Below are 15,917 nucleotides of genomic sequence, written 5' to 3' on the forward strand. Positions count from 1 at the left end.
TCGACGACTTTTCATTACTCCTCTAAAGCCGCTTTATGCGGCTTTTTATTTGGCTGTGATAAACTGTGTTTAGATGAATCTGGACGCTAACTATGACAAACCCAACCAACACTTTTCTACATACACTTTCTAATATTGCTCAGCATAACGATCACCGTTACGGCGTGGTCTTTGATGGCGATTTTGATTGGCAAAACTCTGCTGTTTTTACCTTCCTTCAAGATTCAAACACTCCGAGCATCTTCCAGGTTGGCGGTACGCCATTTGAAGGTGTGATTCATGCTCCAGTAAAAAAAGGCCAACAACTGCTTGGTCGTGAGTGCCAAGTTCTTGTTTGTGATTTTAGAGAGCAGTTCGATGCGAATGGTTTTAGTGCCGCGTTGGGTTCGTTAGTTGGTGGTGGGTTGTTGTTGGTGTTGCCGCCAAAAGTTAATGCCTCTGAAGATAGTGAAAGCTTTGGCCAACGTTGGTTAAAACGTCATTTCGATAAACTGGTTTCTGTTTCACAACACAATGAAGCCGGCGATGTAGTTCAAGCAACTCACGCTCTTCCTCAGATGCAAAGCGCCCAAAACGGATTGGATAAATTTGAACAGCAAAACACGGCTGTTGAATTAGTCAAAAAAGTGGTGTCTGGACATCGTAAACGTCCTTTGATTCTCACTGCGGATAGAGGGCGTGGTAAAAGCTCGACATTGGGTATTGCCGCAGCGCAGCTGTTAGTTGAGCGTCACGGTTTTAATATTATTGTTACTGCACCTTCAGTGAAAGCGGTAGAGCCGGTATTTTCTCATGCTGGCCAAGGGTTAGAATCTTGCGAAGTGGTCAACGCTACTCACATTCGCCATCAAGGGGGAAGTTTGAGATTCGTCGCGCCAGATGAATTACTTAAATCCAAGCCCGATTGTGACCTTCTATTTGTTGACGAAGCGGCTACAATTCCAATTCCGATGCTTAAATCCATGGTCGACATCTATCACCGTATGGTTTTTTCGACCACGGTACACGGTTACGAAGGCAGTGGACGAGGGTTCGGTATTAAGTTTGAGTCTTGGCTTTCTGAGCATCGTCCGGGGTGGAAAGGCTTTAAGCTCGAACAACCGATTCGTTGGAATAGCAACGATCCGCTAGAAGCTTGGTTGTTTGATTGCTTCCTACTTGGTAATGACGCATCAGTCACTGAATCGGCGGTTGATGAAATCGAAGGCTTTTCTGCTGACGCAATCAACCAATTAAACTTGGGCGAGTTATCAAAATCAGAATGCTTGGCTAATCCTGAGCAGCTACAACAATGTTTTTCTCTTCTCGTGGATGCGCACTATCAGACCTCGCCAAATGACTTAATGCAATTTCTCAACAATCCAGCAATCCGTTTATACGCCGCTTGGCAGCAAGATAAATGTTTAGGTTGTATGTTAGTGACGGAAGAGGGTGGTTTGGACAGCGAGTTGATTACTCAAATTCAACTTGGAAAACGCAGGCCTCAAGGTCACCTTGCCTCTGTATTACTGGCAAACCAATTTGGCTGTACTCAGGCGGCGACCAGTCGGTGCCTTCGAGTTATGCGCATTGCTGTTTCAGCACGTCATCAAGGTTTGGGTATTGGCCGTTGGATGTTGGCTCAGTTATCACAGCAAACCAGCCAAGCAGATTATCTGGCGACAAGCTTTGGCGCGACCAGCGAATTGATTTCTTTTTGGCGTGGTAGTGAATTTGAAGCTGTGCACATCGGCCACCAGCGAGATCAGGCCAGTGGCTGTCACTCGGTTCTGATGGTTAAGGCGCTTAACTCAAACTCTCAAGGCTGGATAAACCAAGTTCAAAATCACTTCGAGCGTAGCTACTGTTTTCTTGTTTCAGGTTCTTTGGTTTCACTTGAAACCGATATGGTGCGAGCTCTGCTGCCAAAGAGTGTTCACACCGTTAGTGAGTTTGAAACTCAGTTAGTTAGAAATTACGTGAACGGTGGCAACAGTTATGATGCGATCAGCTTCAGCGTACTGAACTTGATTCTACTCAGTAACGATCGAAACATAGGTATTTCTGACTTACTCATCGCAAAGGTTGTTCAGCAGAAAGAGTGGGGGACTTGTGTTGAACAGTTTAATCTTGTTGGTCGTAAACAAGCAGAGATTCAGTTTCGTAAAGATGTCGATGTTTTGCTAGCAAATTTACAGTGTAAATAGGCTAGCCATCATTTAAATAGACTGACCGCTACAAATTAGATTTACAGTGTAAATTAGAATCTTGGATTTACACTGTAAACTGAAGCTCCATATTCAAATCCGTTTTTACCCTGATTATCTGTTACATCACTTCTGTTTCATCTCTCCACTACAGCCTTTAATCTTCTAAAGCTATTCGCCTTTACTATCTAGCCCTACATCGAATCAACATTCAATCGCACGAAATATTCTGAAAAAATTTTCCTATGTATTTGTAAAGGCGAAGCAGATCATAAAATGTGTAAGTCTTATTTATGAGTCATGTTTGCAGAATCGAAAGTAAGTGATGTGACGCTGATTATTCTAATAATGTGATACTCAGCGCAGAATGAATTATATAGACTGAATAACAACTGAGTCATTAGGGATACTCAATTCGAATGTGGGATAACATCGTTACATTGTCGGAAGACAAGCAACAAGTAATGGCATGTCTGCCAACCGGGATTGTGGTTGACGCAAGCTTTGATAACAAGACGCTGCCACCAACCTTGGAAGCTTTGAATGCATCAAACTATTTTCTTTTCGAAGAAGAGGTGTTGCGTTTCGTTACTCTTGCTAAAGAAGGTAAGGGTGAAGCTTATGAAGGAATCTTGATTGCTGAAGTTCGAAATGCCACTGTTGCGGTCGAACTGTCTGATGATGAGATGTTGGCGAGTCTCGTGGTCACTGGTCCCTACAATGGACACCCACTGCGTGGTAGCGACATCATTCAGTGCTTATCTCTAGCTCAAATAACAAAAGGAATAAATAAGTTAGCGCTCAGAAAAGTTCTGATGATGAGTAGCAAACTTAAGCCCGGGGAAAAGTTTACTCAGCCCGTCGCTAAAGGGACACAACCAGTAAAAGGTAAGGATGCTAAGTTTGCCGCTTTGGTTGAAGATATTACTCGCCAAGTCTTGAAGCCTCGCAGCAAAGACGAAGGCAAGATTGATATGCGAGACTTGGGACAAACCATTACCGTTGGTCAAAATGATCACTTAATGAAACGTACCCCCGCTACCAAAGGTATCGCTGGCTTTACCGTTCAAGGCCGAATTATCCCACCGCTTCCTGGGCAAGACAGTTTAATCAAGCCAGGAAAGGGCACCTACATCTCCCCTGACGATCCCAATTTACTACTCGCCTCACACCCTGGATTGCCCATCATTAAAGATCGAACCATCGAAGTGGATGACGCCTTATGTGTCAGCAACGTCGATGTCTCAACTGGGCATGTTAAATTTAAAGGTAATGTCTTCGTCTCTGGCAACATCGAGCCGGGGATGATCGTCAAGGCGACCGGAAGTGTTACGGTTGGTGGCTTTATCGAATCGGCCGAAGTTCAAGCCCAGGGGGATATCAAAGTCGCCAAAGGCATTATCGGCCATACGACTAAAGAGGGGGAGCCAAAAAGTTGTAAGGTATTCAGTAAAGGCTCTATCACAGCAAGCTACGCACAGAATGCTGAGCTACAAACGGCCAACGACCTTAGACTTGGTGTGCACAGTATGAGTAATGACATTCGCTGTGGTAACAACCTTATCGTGATGGACAGTTTGAAAAAACACGGCACGCTCAGCGGTGGTGAAGCCAAAGTCGGCGGGAAAGTAGAATGTGTCTTCTTAGGTGTTGAGGGAGACACCGCAACTAAAGTACATGGCTTTGCGCGCTACGATGGTTACCGACAAAAGCTAGCCGAGCTGAAGGAAGCTTATAAACACACTCAAGAGCAAACCATGGGTGTGATTCGCCAAGAGTTAGAATTTAAGAAGCGCCCTAAAACCGAGAGAAGCGAAGAGCAAGCCCTAGAAATTGAGCAGCAACGTGAGAAGAATAATCTCGCAATTGAAAACACAAAGTCTCAGCTAGATACACTCGAAGCGGAGTTTGCAACCAACCTTGCTGAATGCACTGTAGAGGTACACGAAAAAGTGTATACCCGAGTGACGATTCAATTTGGTGATGAGACAGTCACAACCAAGCGAACCCACGGCGGAAGTGTTTTCTCATTCAACCAATACGAGATCCAATGTTCATTCAAGATGGAGCAAGAGGATATTGCTTTGTAGACTTTTGTGCTGAACACAAAGTTACGTATGGTTAAGGTGCCGATACTGACAAATAAAAAAGGGGAGCTGATGCTCCCCCTTTTGGTTTCTACTGATAATTATTTATTTAGGTGGCTTGAGCGCTCTAACTAACGGCTCTCACTCGGCCTTGTTTAAGGTCTGAAAGAACCTGTGCTTTAGGACCATCTGCAATGATGCAGCCTTTCTCCATTACGATCACTCGATCGACAATATCCAACATCGACGTTTTGTGTGTAATCAGAATTAACGTCTCGCTTGGTAGCAATTGGTTAAGTTGGTGTTTGATGTGCATCTCTGAACGGTTATCCATAGCACTGGTCGGCTCATCCATCAACAACACTGGCGGACGGCCAAGGAAGGCTCTAGCAATGGCAATTGACTGACGTTGTCCACCAGACAGCAAGGCACCACCTTCACCCACTTGGCGTTCCAAACCTGCAGGATCTTGTTGAGTAAACGCGGTTACCCCTGCACGGTTTGCTGCATCCATCACGTCACGGTCATCCACCAAAGGACGACCTAAAGTAATGTTGTCTCTTACTGAACCGTAGAACAGGTTACTGTCTTGCGGAACACAACCTATATTGCGTCGTACGTCGACATGATGCAGTTGCTCCATATCCGTGTCATCAATACGTACATGGCCTTCTGTGGGCTTGTACAGGCCCATAATCAGACGTTCTAGTGTGGTTTTACCTGAACCAATACGACCAATGATTGCTACTTTCTCACCAGGACTAATATTGAGGGTTAAGTCTCTAATTGAAGCCACTGGTGAATCTGGGTAGTGGAACGTCACTTTATCTAGCGCGATATGGCCCTGAATAATCGGACGGTGAATGTAGCGTTTACCTTCTTCTTGTTCATCAGGCATCGACATCACTTGCTCAATCAGAGTCATTGATGACTTTGCTTGGTTGTAACGAGTCGAAAGCAAAGACAGCTGAACAAGCGGGCCAATCGCTCGGCCGCTCAACATGGTTGCAGCGATCAAGCCACCCATCGTAAGTTCACCTTCTGCAATTAGATACACGCCAAAGATGATCATACCAACGTTAGTACTTTGCTGAACAAAGCCGGCGGTGTTTTGGATGCTGTCAGTGATGCGTCGACTTTTGATATTCCAATTCGCCATGTGAGCAACGGCTTCTTCCCAACGGAATTGGAATTGGCTTTGCGCACTGAACAGCTTAACCGTCTCTAACCCTGCCAAACTCTCGATTAAGTTCGCGTACTTCTGCGAAGCAAGACGAGAGCCTTCCTCAATGGTACGGCGCAGTGGACCTTGGATTAGCAATGCATAGACGATCAAAATGACCACGCCAGCAACGGGAACAAACACAAGGTTTCCAGCCATTAACCAAATTAGCGCTAAGAACATCAGTGCGAAGGGGAGGTCGATTAACGAGCCAATGGTTGCAGAGGTAAAGAATTCACGAATGGATTCGAACTCTTGCAAGTTTTTAGCGAAAGCACCGACAGAAGCAGGCTTCGCTTCCATACGAATCCCCAGTACTTTACTGAACAGTTTGGAGGAAATGAGAATATCGGATTTCTTACCGGCAACGTCAATGAAGTAGCTGCGCATCAATTTGAGCAGCAAATCGAATAGGAACACGACAAAGATACCACTTGCCAGCACCCACAAGGTTTCAAAGGCGAGGTTGGGAACTACCTTGTCGTACACCAAGCGTGTAAACATCGGCGCGGCAATCGCGAAGATGTTGATAAGAATGGAGGCAATCAACACATCTCGGTAGATGTTTTTAGATTCCCAAATCGTGCTCCAAAACCAATGCCCTTTACGTGTTTTTAGAACTTCTGGTGAACGTTCATCATAACGGAACTGTTTCTTTACCAAGAAGTAGCGGCCGATGAATTGTTCTTTCAGCTCTTCGACAGGAATGATGATTGGCACCATTCCGCTTTCCGCAGTAATGATTTCCGCTTCTTGCTTCTCTAAATCGATACTGTTGAGAACGCACGCCTCACCTTGTTTAAGTAGTAAGACCGCAGGCAGTATCAGGTGAGGAATCTTTTCTAAGTCGGAACGGTTTTCTTTTGCCACTAATCCTGCTCGTTCAGCAGAGCGTGGGAATAGGAAAGGGGTTAGCTTTCCATCGGATAGTGGTAGCCCATTGATCAACGCTTCGGGCGAGTTAGCTAACCCGTAATACCGGCTAACGTAGATCAGTGAGTTCAATAGTGGATCTTGCATGTGATATAACCCTTACAACTATTTATCAACAATGAAGCCTTGGAACACTTCTACGTAGTTATCAGACAGAATATCTAGCTGAGTCTGAGTTTCTATTCGAGACGCGATGGTGGTGACGCCTAGGTTGTGAGCGGTTCTAGAGATCGACGTTAAGGTAAACTTCTGTTTTTCGTCATCAAGGTTATGTGTGAACAGGTAATCTAGCTTCACATAGCTTGGACGGTATTCGTTGATGTAATCCAGTGATTGGAAGTTACGTCCGTAGTTATCGACACCAAACACCGCTTCAGCGTTGCGAATGGTGTTACACAAAAGTGCCGTGTAGTGCGGAACGTTGATGAAGCAGTTTTCTGGAATCTCAAAGTGCAACAGGTGAGCGATTGAAGCATTCTGTTCAAGCGTCTTACCGATCCAACGGATGAAGCTTGGTTGAGATATACTGCTTGGCGAGAGATTAATAGCGACTGGGCTGGTTACTTCTTTTGCATTGAGCTTTTCAACCATCTTCTCAATAACGTATTGGTCGAGAATGTGGCTCATTTCAAGCTGTTCTAGCGCGTATAGATACTGGTTAGCACCGTAACGCACGCCATCTTTTTCAATCGCAGAGAACACCTCTTGGTGATACGTTTTACCAAAGGCATTGTTTGCAGCCTGCAAACGGAAGGTAATGAGGTCGTTGATGATCGCTTCTTCAACCAACATACGCCATTGTTGTTTGCCCATCACTGCGCCGTGATCGTCTGCGGTTACGTAGCCGTAAGCAAGTTCTCGATTCGCCTTGGCACTTGAGAGTGCGTTATCCACCAGCGACATGATTTCAGTACTGGTTTTACGCTTGTTGCTGTAGGTCACACCAAGAGCAATATGTGGATTCGCAGTGCCTGTTGGGTCTGAACCTAGGCTCTGGATACAGTTTACGATGCTGCTCGCGACAAGTTTCAGTTCGCTCTCATCAATGTTTGGCATGATGAAACCGAACTCGTCACTAGAAATACGAGCGATGGTGATATCTGGAGATGAAATTGAAGCTTGCAGCTGTTCAGCCAGTTGATGAACCAAGGCATCACCTTCTTGATAGCCTTTTTCATCGTACTCTTCACTGATAAACTCCGCTTTAAGTACCGCTAAACCACCTAAGCTCGACTCCTCTAACCATTGAGTTAACTGAGACATGTAGTAAGCACGGTTACCTAGCTGAGATACAGGGTCGATATATGCTCTTTCACGTAACTTCTGAGCTTCTTTCGCTTGGTTTTTAAATGCCAGTTCAACTTGAGTCGACATGTGGTTGATACCATCGACAACCAAGGTGAGATCTTTTGTCTTTGGACGAGCCAGAGGTTCGCCAAACTGATTCTTGGCGATCTGATCCATCTTGGTAATGATCAACGAGAGCGGGCGTAAAGCGCGCTTAAGGATCCAAGAGATAGACACCAAACCGAGCAAGAAGATCGTGCCAAATATGCTCAGTAAGCGGATGAATGCTTGCCAAAGTTGATCGTAGGCAGGGCCTGGGTGACTTACGATCTCGACCTCGGCCAATTGCATCCAGCCACTGGTGATCACGCGGCGGTCATGAACAGGCTCGAACAGGTTTAGGTTGGTAAACCACTCTGGTACGCCAGTTGGCTTTACAGGGTATGAGCGGAGAATGTCTTCACCGCTATCGAGAAAGATCAATCGAACGACTGAGTAAGAACTGCCATCAAACAGGGCGTTGATAACAGACTCCACTGCCACCTTGTCCTTTTCTTCTAGGTAAGGGGCGAGAGCCAGTCCAACAGTATTAATGGTATTACTTACCTCAGAGCGTTGCTGCTCCTCTAAGTATCCACGGGTGGTATTGAATTCGATCATAAAAACTGACGTCATCAGCAGTATGAACACTGCAACCATCCCGACCACAAGCTGTTTATATAAAGTCATTGTACCTACTCATCGTAATTGATAATGGGTTTGTTTAATTTTAGAGAGCGCTCACGTGAACGTAAGTCGTTCCATAAGCTCAATCTTGAAGATTTCCCTGCCAACTTGCCGCTGCCTGCTGCCGACTTGATCAACCAAAGGTTTTTACCGTTAAAACTGTAAATTGGTCTTAGATCTGGGCGTTTGGAACCGCGTTTAATTTCAGGGTTTAAGTTGTCCAAAATTAGTGGTTCTGCACTCGGTGTTGAGTAGTACGCCAACACCATGTGGAACTGGTTTAGCTCCAGTGCTTTTACGTACACTAATCGTAATTTCTTATCTGGGACGCCCAGTTCAAGCAAAGAGAAGTATTTTGCGATTGTGAAGTCTTCACAATCACCGGCGTTGCTGCCTAAAAATTCCAGTGGTGTTGCCCAGTAATCATTCTTTCCCCACAGTATGTTGTCATCGACAAAGTACATCTGGTTGAAGAACTGGTTCACCGACCTGAGCTTCTCTTTTTCACTTAATCCGTCGTATGACGTCATATTTGAGCGCCATGTTGCCACTCGCTTTCCGGCTCTATCGCCGTAGGTTTTGGTCACTGCATCTATCCACCGTTGGTCGCTCTTGTTGAGCGCCACAGAGGTGAAAGAGGTGAGGACCAGCAGCAATAGCGAAATCCGAGACTTCATAGCCTCTGCTCTTGTCTATTTGCTGTGTATTGAAAGGCGTTATCAAACATCAAACGTCCTTACTCTTTTAGTGCATTGTTTTGAGCGCTTAATAGTGGCTTCAACATGTACTCAAGCACGGTTCTTTTACCCGTGATGATATCGACAGAGGCGGTCATACCTGGAATGATTGGCAACTCTTCGTTCTGTCCAAAATTGTGTTTTTCGGTGCGCACGCGCACGATATAGAAGCTATTGCCTTCTTCATCTTGAGTGGTATCGGCACTGATGTGCTCTAACACGCCTTCTAGACCACCGTACTTAGTGAAGTCATAAGCACTGAATTTAACGATGGCAGTCAATTCTGGGCGTAGGAACGCGATATCTTGCGGGGCGATTTTCGCTTCAACCAATAGAGAGTCTTCTGTTGGTACAATCTCAACGATGTCCATACCCGGTTGGATAACCCCGCCGACAGTATTAATACCTAATGTTTTAACGGTGCCTGTTACAGGAGAAACCACCACGGTACGGTTTACTCTGTCTTCTAGGCCAACGGCAGATTCGGTCATTGCAGAGAGCTTGTCTTGGGCTTGATTGAGTTTTTCTTGTTGTTCGGAGCGGAAGTTCAGTGCGGCGTCAATACGGCTGAGCATGGATTCTTTGATTGCTGAGCGTAAAAGAGGAATTTTTAGCTCGCTCGAAGTCATTTCTCGGCGAGTGTCGTTCACTTGTCTTTGCAGTTTAAGTAATTCAATTCGTGGTACCACCCCTTCATCGGCGAGAGGTTTGGTGATATCCAGTTCTTGGCGAGCAAACTGGTAGCTCTGTTTTAGGTTTCGAACACGCGCTTTAATCTCAACTAGGTCTTGCTGTTTCTGTTCAACTTGTTGATCAAAAACGGAAAGCTGGTTTCTCAGATTATTGAGATCTTGACGGTATTCTGCTTTTTGACGATTAACCAGTTGAGGTTGAAGTTCATAGAATTTAGGTGGGAACGCAAGCTTGCCATAATCGAGAGTGACACTTTTCTTCCATTCTTTTTCAGAGAATTCTTCATTGATGACAACACTGGTCAGGGAAGCGGAAAGCATTAACACGTTGGCGGTCAAGTTCGCGACTTGTTGTTCACGTTCGCGGAAGTCAGAACGGAATCGTGTGTCATCGATTAACAGCAGTTGTTGACCTTTTTGAACGCGTTGGCCTTCTTTAACTAAGATTTCTTTAACCAAGCCACCTTCAAGGTTTTGTACCACTTGGATCTGAGAGGAGGGGATCACTTTGCCTTGGCCAACGGTAACTTTGTCGATCTCTGCCCATGCAGACCACCCAATAGCAGCAATAAAAAACAGAACGATCACCCACAACATAATTCGCGCACTGGTGGGCGTATTGAGGAGTAGTGCCGCTGTTTTATCATCGACATACTCAAGCTCGGTTTCGTTCAATTTGCTGAAATTTTTCTGACTCATAACAGTCCTTGTTCGCTAAATAAAAGTGCAAGCCTATTGAGTGTATTCTTACTTTTGATAAATGTTAAGATTTTGCTCATTTAAATCTTTGAATTTATATATTTTTTAAGACCTATCGGTTCTTGAAATCCGTTTTATCGAGTTGGTGCTTTCTTAGTTTGTCATACAGTGTTTTTCTCGATACCTGCAGCTCTTGTTGTACCTCTTTTAAACGACCTTGATGGCGATGTAGTGCCTCAATCAAGATAATTTGTTCAAAGCTATCGGTGCGTTGGTTTAACGACTGTTGTTGCTCTTCAATGCTCATATCGAGTTCATTTTGCTCATCAGTATCGCTGTCGAGCGACGGCTGCTTAATTTGAGTCAGCACTCTGAGTTCAGCATGTTGGCGAAGCTGACGAATGTTCTCCGTCCAATGCGTTGCAATGAGTCGCTGAATCTCTTTTTCTGTAATGACGGGTGGCGGCAGTTGATAGCGACTGGCTGCACCACGAGCAAAGTGTTTGAACAAAGAGCCAATATCTTCCGTTCTTTGCGCCAAGGGTAGTAAATTAAATCGGCGCAGTTCACCTGTAATTGTAGTAGGAACTACTGTAGTTGCGATAATGATACAAGTTGCATTGGTCTTGCATGAGTTTTCACGAAGTAGAGTAGGTTTTAGGTTCGCTAACCACAGCCATTGATCCTGAGTTAGTGCTTCTGTCTCATGGATATAGAGTGTTCCACCTTGATGCTTCAAGAACAGTTGCAAAATAAACTGATGGAATGTCGCTTCGTCACTGCGTGGCAAATTAAACGCAGCGACAGGGCAAAGCTCCGCGGTTTGATGACTGTGTAAATCATGGGTGTATTGTGCTGTGACCCTTTTCCCCGTCCCTAAATCACCAACAAATAATAGAAGTGGGTTAGTTTTGGTATCTAGGGTGATCAATTCTCGGCGTAATGCCTGCATTGATGGTGATTGACCAATCAGTTTCGGGCCAACCTGATTTTGCATTGCCAACTCTTTACGCAGTAGGTTGTTCTCTTCAACCAGTGCGAGCTTATCCGCCGCTTTTTTAACGGCAGTGAGTAGGGCATCGACCACAAATGGCTTTTCCAGAAAATCGTAAGCGCCGGCTTTCATCGAGGACACCGCGGTTTGCACGTCACCATGTCCGGTAAGTACGATGACCTGAAAATGAGGATTTTGGCTCAGTAACTTTTGCGTCAATTGAATGCCATCCATCACCGGCATGTGAATATCGGTGACGACAATTCCGGCTTGCGTGGTATCTATTTTCTTTAATGCCTCAATAGCATTGGGAAAGCAGACAATATCGATGCCTTCAATGAGCATGGCTTGTTCTACGGAGTCTCGAATGGCGGGTTCATCGTCGACAAAATAGAGTTTAGGCATAGAGTGCAAAAGTCGAGTCCTTAGCTGTAGGTGAGATTAGCAGTAATGTGAAATTCGTTTTCCGTTAACAATAACAACGGCGTGTTAGCCCTTATCGTTATATAACGGGATGTTTAGCGAGAATACCATGCCTGAAGGCTCTAATCGGTTCGCGCTGATCGTGCCGTGATACGCTTCAATAATCCGTTTCGATATTGAAAGCCCTAGCCCTAAGCCTTCCGGTTTGGTGGTAAAAAACGGGTCGAACAGCTGTTCTAGTTTGTCATCTGGCATGCCAATTCCGTTATCCCAAATGATCAGCTGACAAGAGTTGTGATGAAGTTGCCATTCGATGCCTATCTGTGGGCTAGCCTGTTGGTCAACGCTTTCCAGGTTTTGTTGCTCCTGCAAGATTTTCTGTTCAAGAACTTGTTGTTGCAGCGCTTGAATCGCGTTGTGAATCAGGTTCACTAGTACTTGTTCGAGTTCGGTTGGATGAATCGCAATATTGATGTCATCTGGCACCGTGCTTAGCCTTAGCGTAATGCCTTGCTTGATCATCAGCGCACTGAGAATGCTAGTGGCGTTATTGACCGCTTGATGCAGGTTCGCCACATGATGTTCTTGTTTGGTGACCTTGCGAGTAAAGACTTTGAGTCGCGCGATGATGTCGGTAATGGTGTTGTTGAGGCCAATCATTTTCTCAAGATTGCTTTTCACTAAATCGGTTCGTTCCATTTCCAGTAGCTTTAAGCTGTTTTCACTGTAGGTTCGCAGTGCTGCAAGCGGTTGGTTGATTTCGTGGTTAATGCTGGCTGACAGCTCACCGAGTACCGCTAATTTCGCGGTTTGTGTCAGCTCTTGCTCTGTCTGTTTCAACTTGGATTGCGACTCTTGGTATTGAAAAAGGGTTTGTTGCAGCTGTTGATTGGATTGCTTCAAGTAGTGGGTACGTTTATCTACGGTTTGTTCTAGGTTTTGGTTGAGTCGGGTCAACGCCACTTTCGCGAGATAAGTCTGGCGCCACGACCAAGCGATGAGCATCACCAAGCTGTAAATCACTACGAAGATGACATCGATCTGAAAGATTTTAATAAGTTCAGCTCTGGTCTCTTTTAGGGCGACGACTTGGTACTGGTTGTTGCTGATGGTAGCGGGGTAAAGATTAAAAGCACCAAGCTTGAATAACTGGTTGGCGGTGAGCTCTTTTCGGATTTCATTGGATTGAAGGTTGCTAGATTGATTGGCGTTGCTAGCTTCTGACTGAGATCTTGAAGAACGAAAGGCTTCGATGATCGAAATTTCGCTTTGACCGTATTGGCGTTGAAGTGCGATATCCGTTTGTTGTTGCTGCGTTAATGGCAACAGTGAATGATAAAGCCATGGAGCTTGGCTTGATAGAAAGACCACTTGGTTCGAGTCGAGTACTACGATCTCAAAGTCGTCGCTGGTCAGGATGTTTTCGAGGTTTTCTAAACTCACTTTTACGGTGATAACCCCCACAATGTGATTCTCAACATACAGCGGTGAAGACAGAAAATAACCGCGTACGTTCGAACGAGCGCCTAGCGCGACATATTGTGTGTTGTTACCTTGAATGGCAGAAGCAAAGTAGGGACGAAACGAGAAGTTCTCACCTACAAAGGTACGAGGCTTTTGGTAATTACTGGAAGCGACCACAGTACCGCTCGGGTCATGAATATAGATGGTGTCGGCTTGGCTTTGATTCGACCATTCAAACAGCAATTGATTGAGCTGCGCAGCGGAAATCTTGTTTGCTCGTTGTGATGAGTCAAAATAAGAGAGCAAGCGCGGGTCATGACTGAGCAAATCCGGGATCTGTTTGAATTTATCCAGTTCAGAATCGATTTGTAGATTGGCTTTATTCGCCGCTTCATCGAGTTGCTGAGTGACGATTTTTTCTTGGAATTGTACTGCCATAAAGTGGGTTGCGGTCAGCCCTGCAGCTCCCAATAACAATGAGAATAAAACAAAGGACGTCATTAGGTTAGGCAGTATTTTGGTCACTCGGATCTCAGCTTGTCATCGGTTTGTATAAAGATTATCAATATGATGGAGAGAGTACCGAGATCTTGTTAACACAGAGCACCTTCTGTGAGACAAAACCATGGCTTAGACTTGTGTTTCAAAGGATTACGGCGCAAAATCACAAAAAAATTAAAAGGAGCAACCAAATGGAACTGACAGATATTCGTCGCGAATACGCTAAGGGTGGATTGAGACGTAAAGACTTGGCCGCAGACCCGATTGAGCAATTCAACCTATGGCTAGAGCAAGCCATTGAAGCGAAGTTGACGGACCCTACTGCCATGACAGTTGCTACGGTTGATGAAAATGGTCAGCCATTCCAACGCATTGTTCTGCTGAAGAATGTGGATAAAGACGGTTTCGTTTTTTACACCAACCTAGGTAGCCGTAAAGCGCACCAGCTTGAGCACAACAGCAAAATCAGTTTGCACTTTCCTTGGCATCCACTTGAGCGACAAGTTCATATTACGGGCACGGCTGAAAAGCTGACGGCTATGGAAAATATGAAGTACTTCTCGTCACGTCCAAAAGAGAGCCAATTGGCCGCGATTGCAAGTAAGCAGAGTAGCCGCATCTCAGCGCGTGGGATTTTAGAAGGTAAGTATCTAGAGCTTAAACAGAAGTTTGCCAAAGGCGAGATTCCCGTGCCTTCTTTCTGGGGTGGCTTCCGAGTTCGTGTTGATAGCATTGAGTTCTGGCAGGGTGGTGAACACCGCTTGCACGACCGTTTCTTGTTCTCTCGCCAAGACAACAGTTGGGATATTGATCGTCTAGCGCCTTAGGCTGCTTGATCGCTTAGCTGCTTAACAGATCCAAAAGTGCCGTTGATTAGACTGATCAAATCAACGGCATTTTTTTGTCTGGATTTTCAGCTGAACAGTCAATCAGTCACTGTGCAGAACAACGGAGATCTGTTTTTTGAGCAGAGTTTCTGGGATCACTGAGCCCAATCCTGAATCCAACGCATACTCAATCAATTGGCTTTTACTGCGTGCATCAAACTTCTGTTTCAATCTAGCGACATGACCTTCGACCGTTTTGATTGAAATGTTTAACGTCGACGCTATGTACTGTGGTTTCTTGCCGAAAAGCAGTAAGAACAGCACCTCTGATTCTCTCGAAGTCAGCCGCTTTTGCAGTTTAGACACACGCGGCTCTGACCCCGCAAGCGATGCCTGATTGCCTTTTGTTCCTGTGGCCTGACAAACCCAATGACCAACCTCTAAGATCGCGGTATCGGTAAGCTCTTGGCCATAGAAGATGGTGCCTTGGACGTTGTCGTCATCATCAAGCCAAGGGGTTTTGGTAAAGATATGGGCGTGCCAGCGTCCGTCTGGATAGGGGTGAATATCGAGAATCTTAAGGGTACTGCGTGTATCCATTACATGTTTGTCTTGAGCCCTGAAATCTTGTGCGCACTCAGTGGTTTGACTGGGCATGTCGAAGTCGGTCAAGCCAGTACAAGTCTCATTGGGTTTTAAGCCAATCAATTGGTTGTAAGCAAGGTTGGCATACACGAAGACCGAGTCAGTATCTTTGCAGCCCCAGCAGCCTGGAAGTTGTTCGAATAAAGAACGGTGTATGGAATTGAGTGGATCTGGCAAGGTTTTATCTCGTGTGTTGCGATGTTGCAATAATATCAGTTTCTTATAGCGCTGCAATGGCAATTAGAGTACGAAAAATAAGGGGGGACTGACAGTTAAACGGACTGCTGACTAACTGTGTCAATCACGGAGAATCGATGGGCATAAAGGGTGATAATCAGGCAAAAAAAAGGTTCATCGCGGCTTTCCGGGGAAAGCCGCTTTTATCTTCAAGAAGAAGTAGTCGGTATCTCGATACCCATACCCCATTCGCTTGATTAGCTTTATCTTGTTGTTTATCCCTTCTAGGGTGCAGGTGTTTAGCGGATAACTTGCCG

The 15,917-nt window shown here is 45.3% G+C and carries 11 protein-coding genes; 3 read left to right on the forward strand and 8 right to left on the reverse strand.

The window, feature by feature from the left end; translation table 11 throughout:
* Window positions 1–92: 92 nt before the first annotated feature.
* Together AB6D93_RS21590 and AB6D93_RS21595 are read left to right on the forward strand one after the other, a co-directional pair.
* Complete coding sequence (locus tag AB6D93_RS21590; RefSeq protein WP_102332337.1) at window positions 93–2,186, forward strand: GNAT family N-acetyltransferase; 2,094 nt, start codon at window positions 93–95, stop codon at window positions 2,184–2,186.
* 419 nt (window positions 2,187–2,605) lie between these two features.
* Window positions 2,606–4,276: a DUF342 domain-containing protein gene (locus tag AB6D93_RS21595; RefSeq protein ID WP_102332338.1), complete on the forward strand. Its 1,671-nt coding sequence runs from the start codon at window positions 2,606–2,608 to the stop codon at window positions 4,274–4,276.
* A 124-nt stretch (window positions 4,277–4,400) separates the two neighbouring features.
* On the opposite strand, the gene AB6D93_RS21600 is transcribed toward AB6D93_RS21595, so the two are convergent.
* The 6 genes from AB6D93_RS21600 to AB6D93_RS21625 all read right to left on the reverse strand — a co-directional run bounded on the left by AB6D93_RS21600 (window position 4,401) and on the right by AB6D93_RS21625 (window position 13,975).
* Window positions 4,401–6,515 (reverse strand): type I secretion system permease/ATPase, encoded by a 2,115-nt coding sequence (locus AB6D93_RS21600; RefSeq protein WP_017061209.1) that lies wholly within the window; start codon window positions 6,513–6,515, stop codon window positions 4,401–4,403.
* Between the two features lie 18 nt (window positions 6,516–6,533).
* The gene (locus AB6D93_RS21605; RefSeq protein WP_017061208.1) at window positions 6,534–8,444 is read right to left on the reverse strand and encodes a LapD/MoxY N-terminal periplasmic domain-containing protein; all 1,911 of its coding nucleotides are present in this window, start codon (window positions 8,442–8,444) and stop codon (window positions 6,534–6,536) included.
* Window positions 8,445–8,449: 5 nt separating this feature from the next.
* A complete protein-coding gene (locus AB6D93_RS21610; protein ID WP_019823329.1) occupies window positions 8,450–9,118 on the reverse strand; it encodes a transglutaminase-like cysteine peptidase in 669 nt (222 codons plus the stop codon).
* Between the two features lie 59 nt (window positions 9,119–9,177).
* A complete protein-coding gene (locus tag AB6D93_RS21615; protein ID WP_017061206.1) occupies window positions 9,178–10,569 on the reverse strand; it encodes an HlyD family type I secretion periplasmic adaptor subunit in 1,392 nt (463 codons plus the stop codon).
* Window positions 10,570–10,681: 112 nt separating this feature from the next.
* Window positions 10,682–11,968 carry a sigma-54 dependent transcriptional regulator gene (locus AB6D93_RS21620; protein ID WP_102332339.1) on the reverse strand — a complete coding sequence of 429 codons (1,287 nt, stop codon included), beginning with the start codon at window positions 11,966–11,968 and terminating at the stop codon, window positions 10,682–10,684.
* 84 nt (window positions 11,969–12,052) lie between these two features.
* On the reverse strand, window positions 12,053–13,975 hold the full coding sequence (locus tag AB6D93_RS21625; RefSeq protein ID WP_102332340.1) for an ATP-binding protein: 1,923 nt from the start codon (window positions 13,973–13,975) through the stop codon (window positions 12,053–12,055).
* A gap of 167 nt (window positions 13,976–14,142) precedes the next feature.
* Between AB6D93_RS21625 and pdxH the strand changes: the two genes are divergently transcribed.
* Window positions 14,143–14,778, forward strand: coding sequence for a pyridoxamine 5'-phosphate oxidase (pdxH, locus tag AB6D93_RS21630; RefSeq protein WP_017061203.1), 636 nt, complete (start codon window positions 14,143–14,145; stop codon window positions 14,776–14,778).
* A 102-nt stretch (window positions 14,779–14,880) separates the two neighbouring features.
* Here the strand turns inward: pdxH and AB6D93_RS21635 are convergent, their stop codons facing one another.
* Window positions 14,881–15,663: a helix-turn-helix transcriptional regulator gene (locus AB6D93_RS21635; RefSeq protein ID WP_102332341.1), complete on the reverse strand. Its 783-nt coding sequence runs from the start codon at window positions 15,661–15,663 to the stop codon at window positions 14,881–14,883.
* A 111-nt stretch (window positions 15,664–15,774) separates the two neighbouring features.
* On the reverse strand, window positions 15,775–15,917 hold a 143-nt coding region (locus AB6D93_RS21640; protein WP_229648106.1), incomplete at its 5' end, for a transposase.

It is taken from the genome of Vibrio sp. 10N.247.310.23 (assembly GCF_041467155.1).
Lineage (GTDB): Bacteria > Pseudomonadota > Gammaproteobacteria > Enterobacterales > Vibrionaceae > Vibrio > Vibrio crassostreae_C.

Coding starts and splice junctions, on each gene's coding strand:
- pdxH (WP_017061203.1), top strand. CDS start 14,143: ATGGAACTGACAGATATTCGTCGCGAATACGCTAAGGGTGGATTGAGA.
- AB6D93_RS21600 (WP_017061209.1), bottom strand. CDS start 6,515: ATGCAAGATCCACTATTGAACTCACTGATCTACGTTAGCCGGTATTAC.
- AB6D93_RS21610 (WP_019823329.1), bottom strand. CDS start 9,118: ATGAAGTCTCGGATTTCGCTATTGCTGCTGGTCCTCACCTCTTTCACC.
- AB6D93_RS21615 (WP_017061206.1), bottom strand. CDS start 10,569: ATGAGTCAGAAAAATTTCAGCAAATTGAACGAAACCGAGCTTGAGTAT.
- AB6D93_RS21605 (WP_017061208.1), bottom strand. CDS start 8,444: ATGACTTTATATAAACAGCTTGTGGTCGGGATGGTTGCAGTGTTCATA.
- AB6D93_RS21595 (WP_102332338.1), top strand. CDS start 2,606: ATGTGGGATAACATCGTTACATTGTCGGAAGACAAGCAACAAGTAATG.
- AB6D93_RS21590 (WP_102332337.1), top strand. CDS start 93: ATGACAAACCCAACCAACACTTTTCTACATACACTTTCTAATATTGCT.
- AB6D93_RS21620 (WP_102332339.1), bottom strand. CDS start 11,968: ATGCCTAAACTCTATTTTGTCGACGATGAACCCGCCATTCGAGACTCC.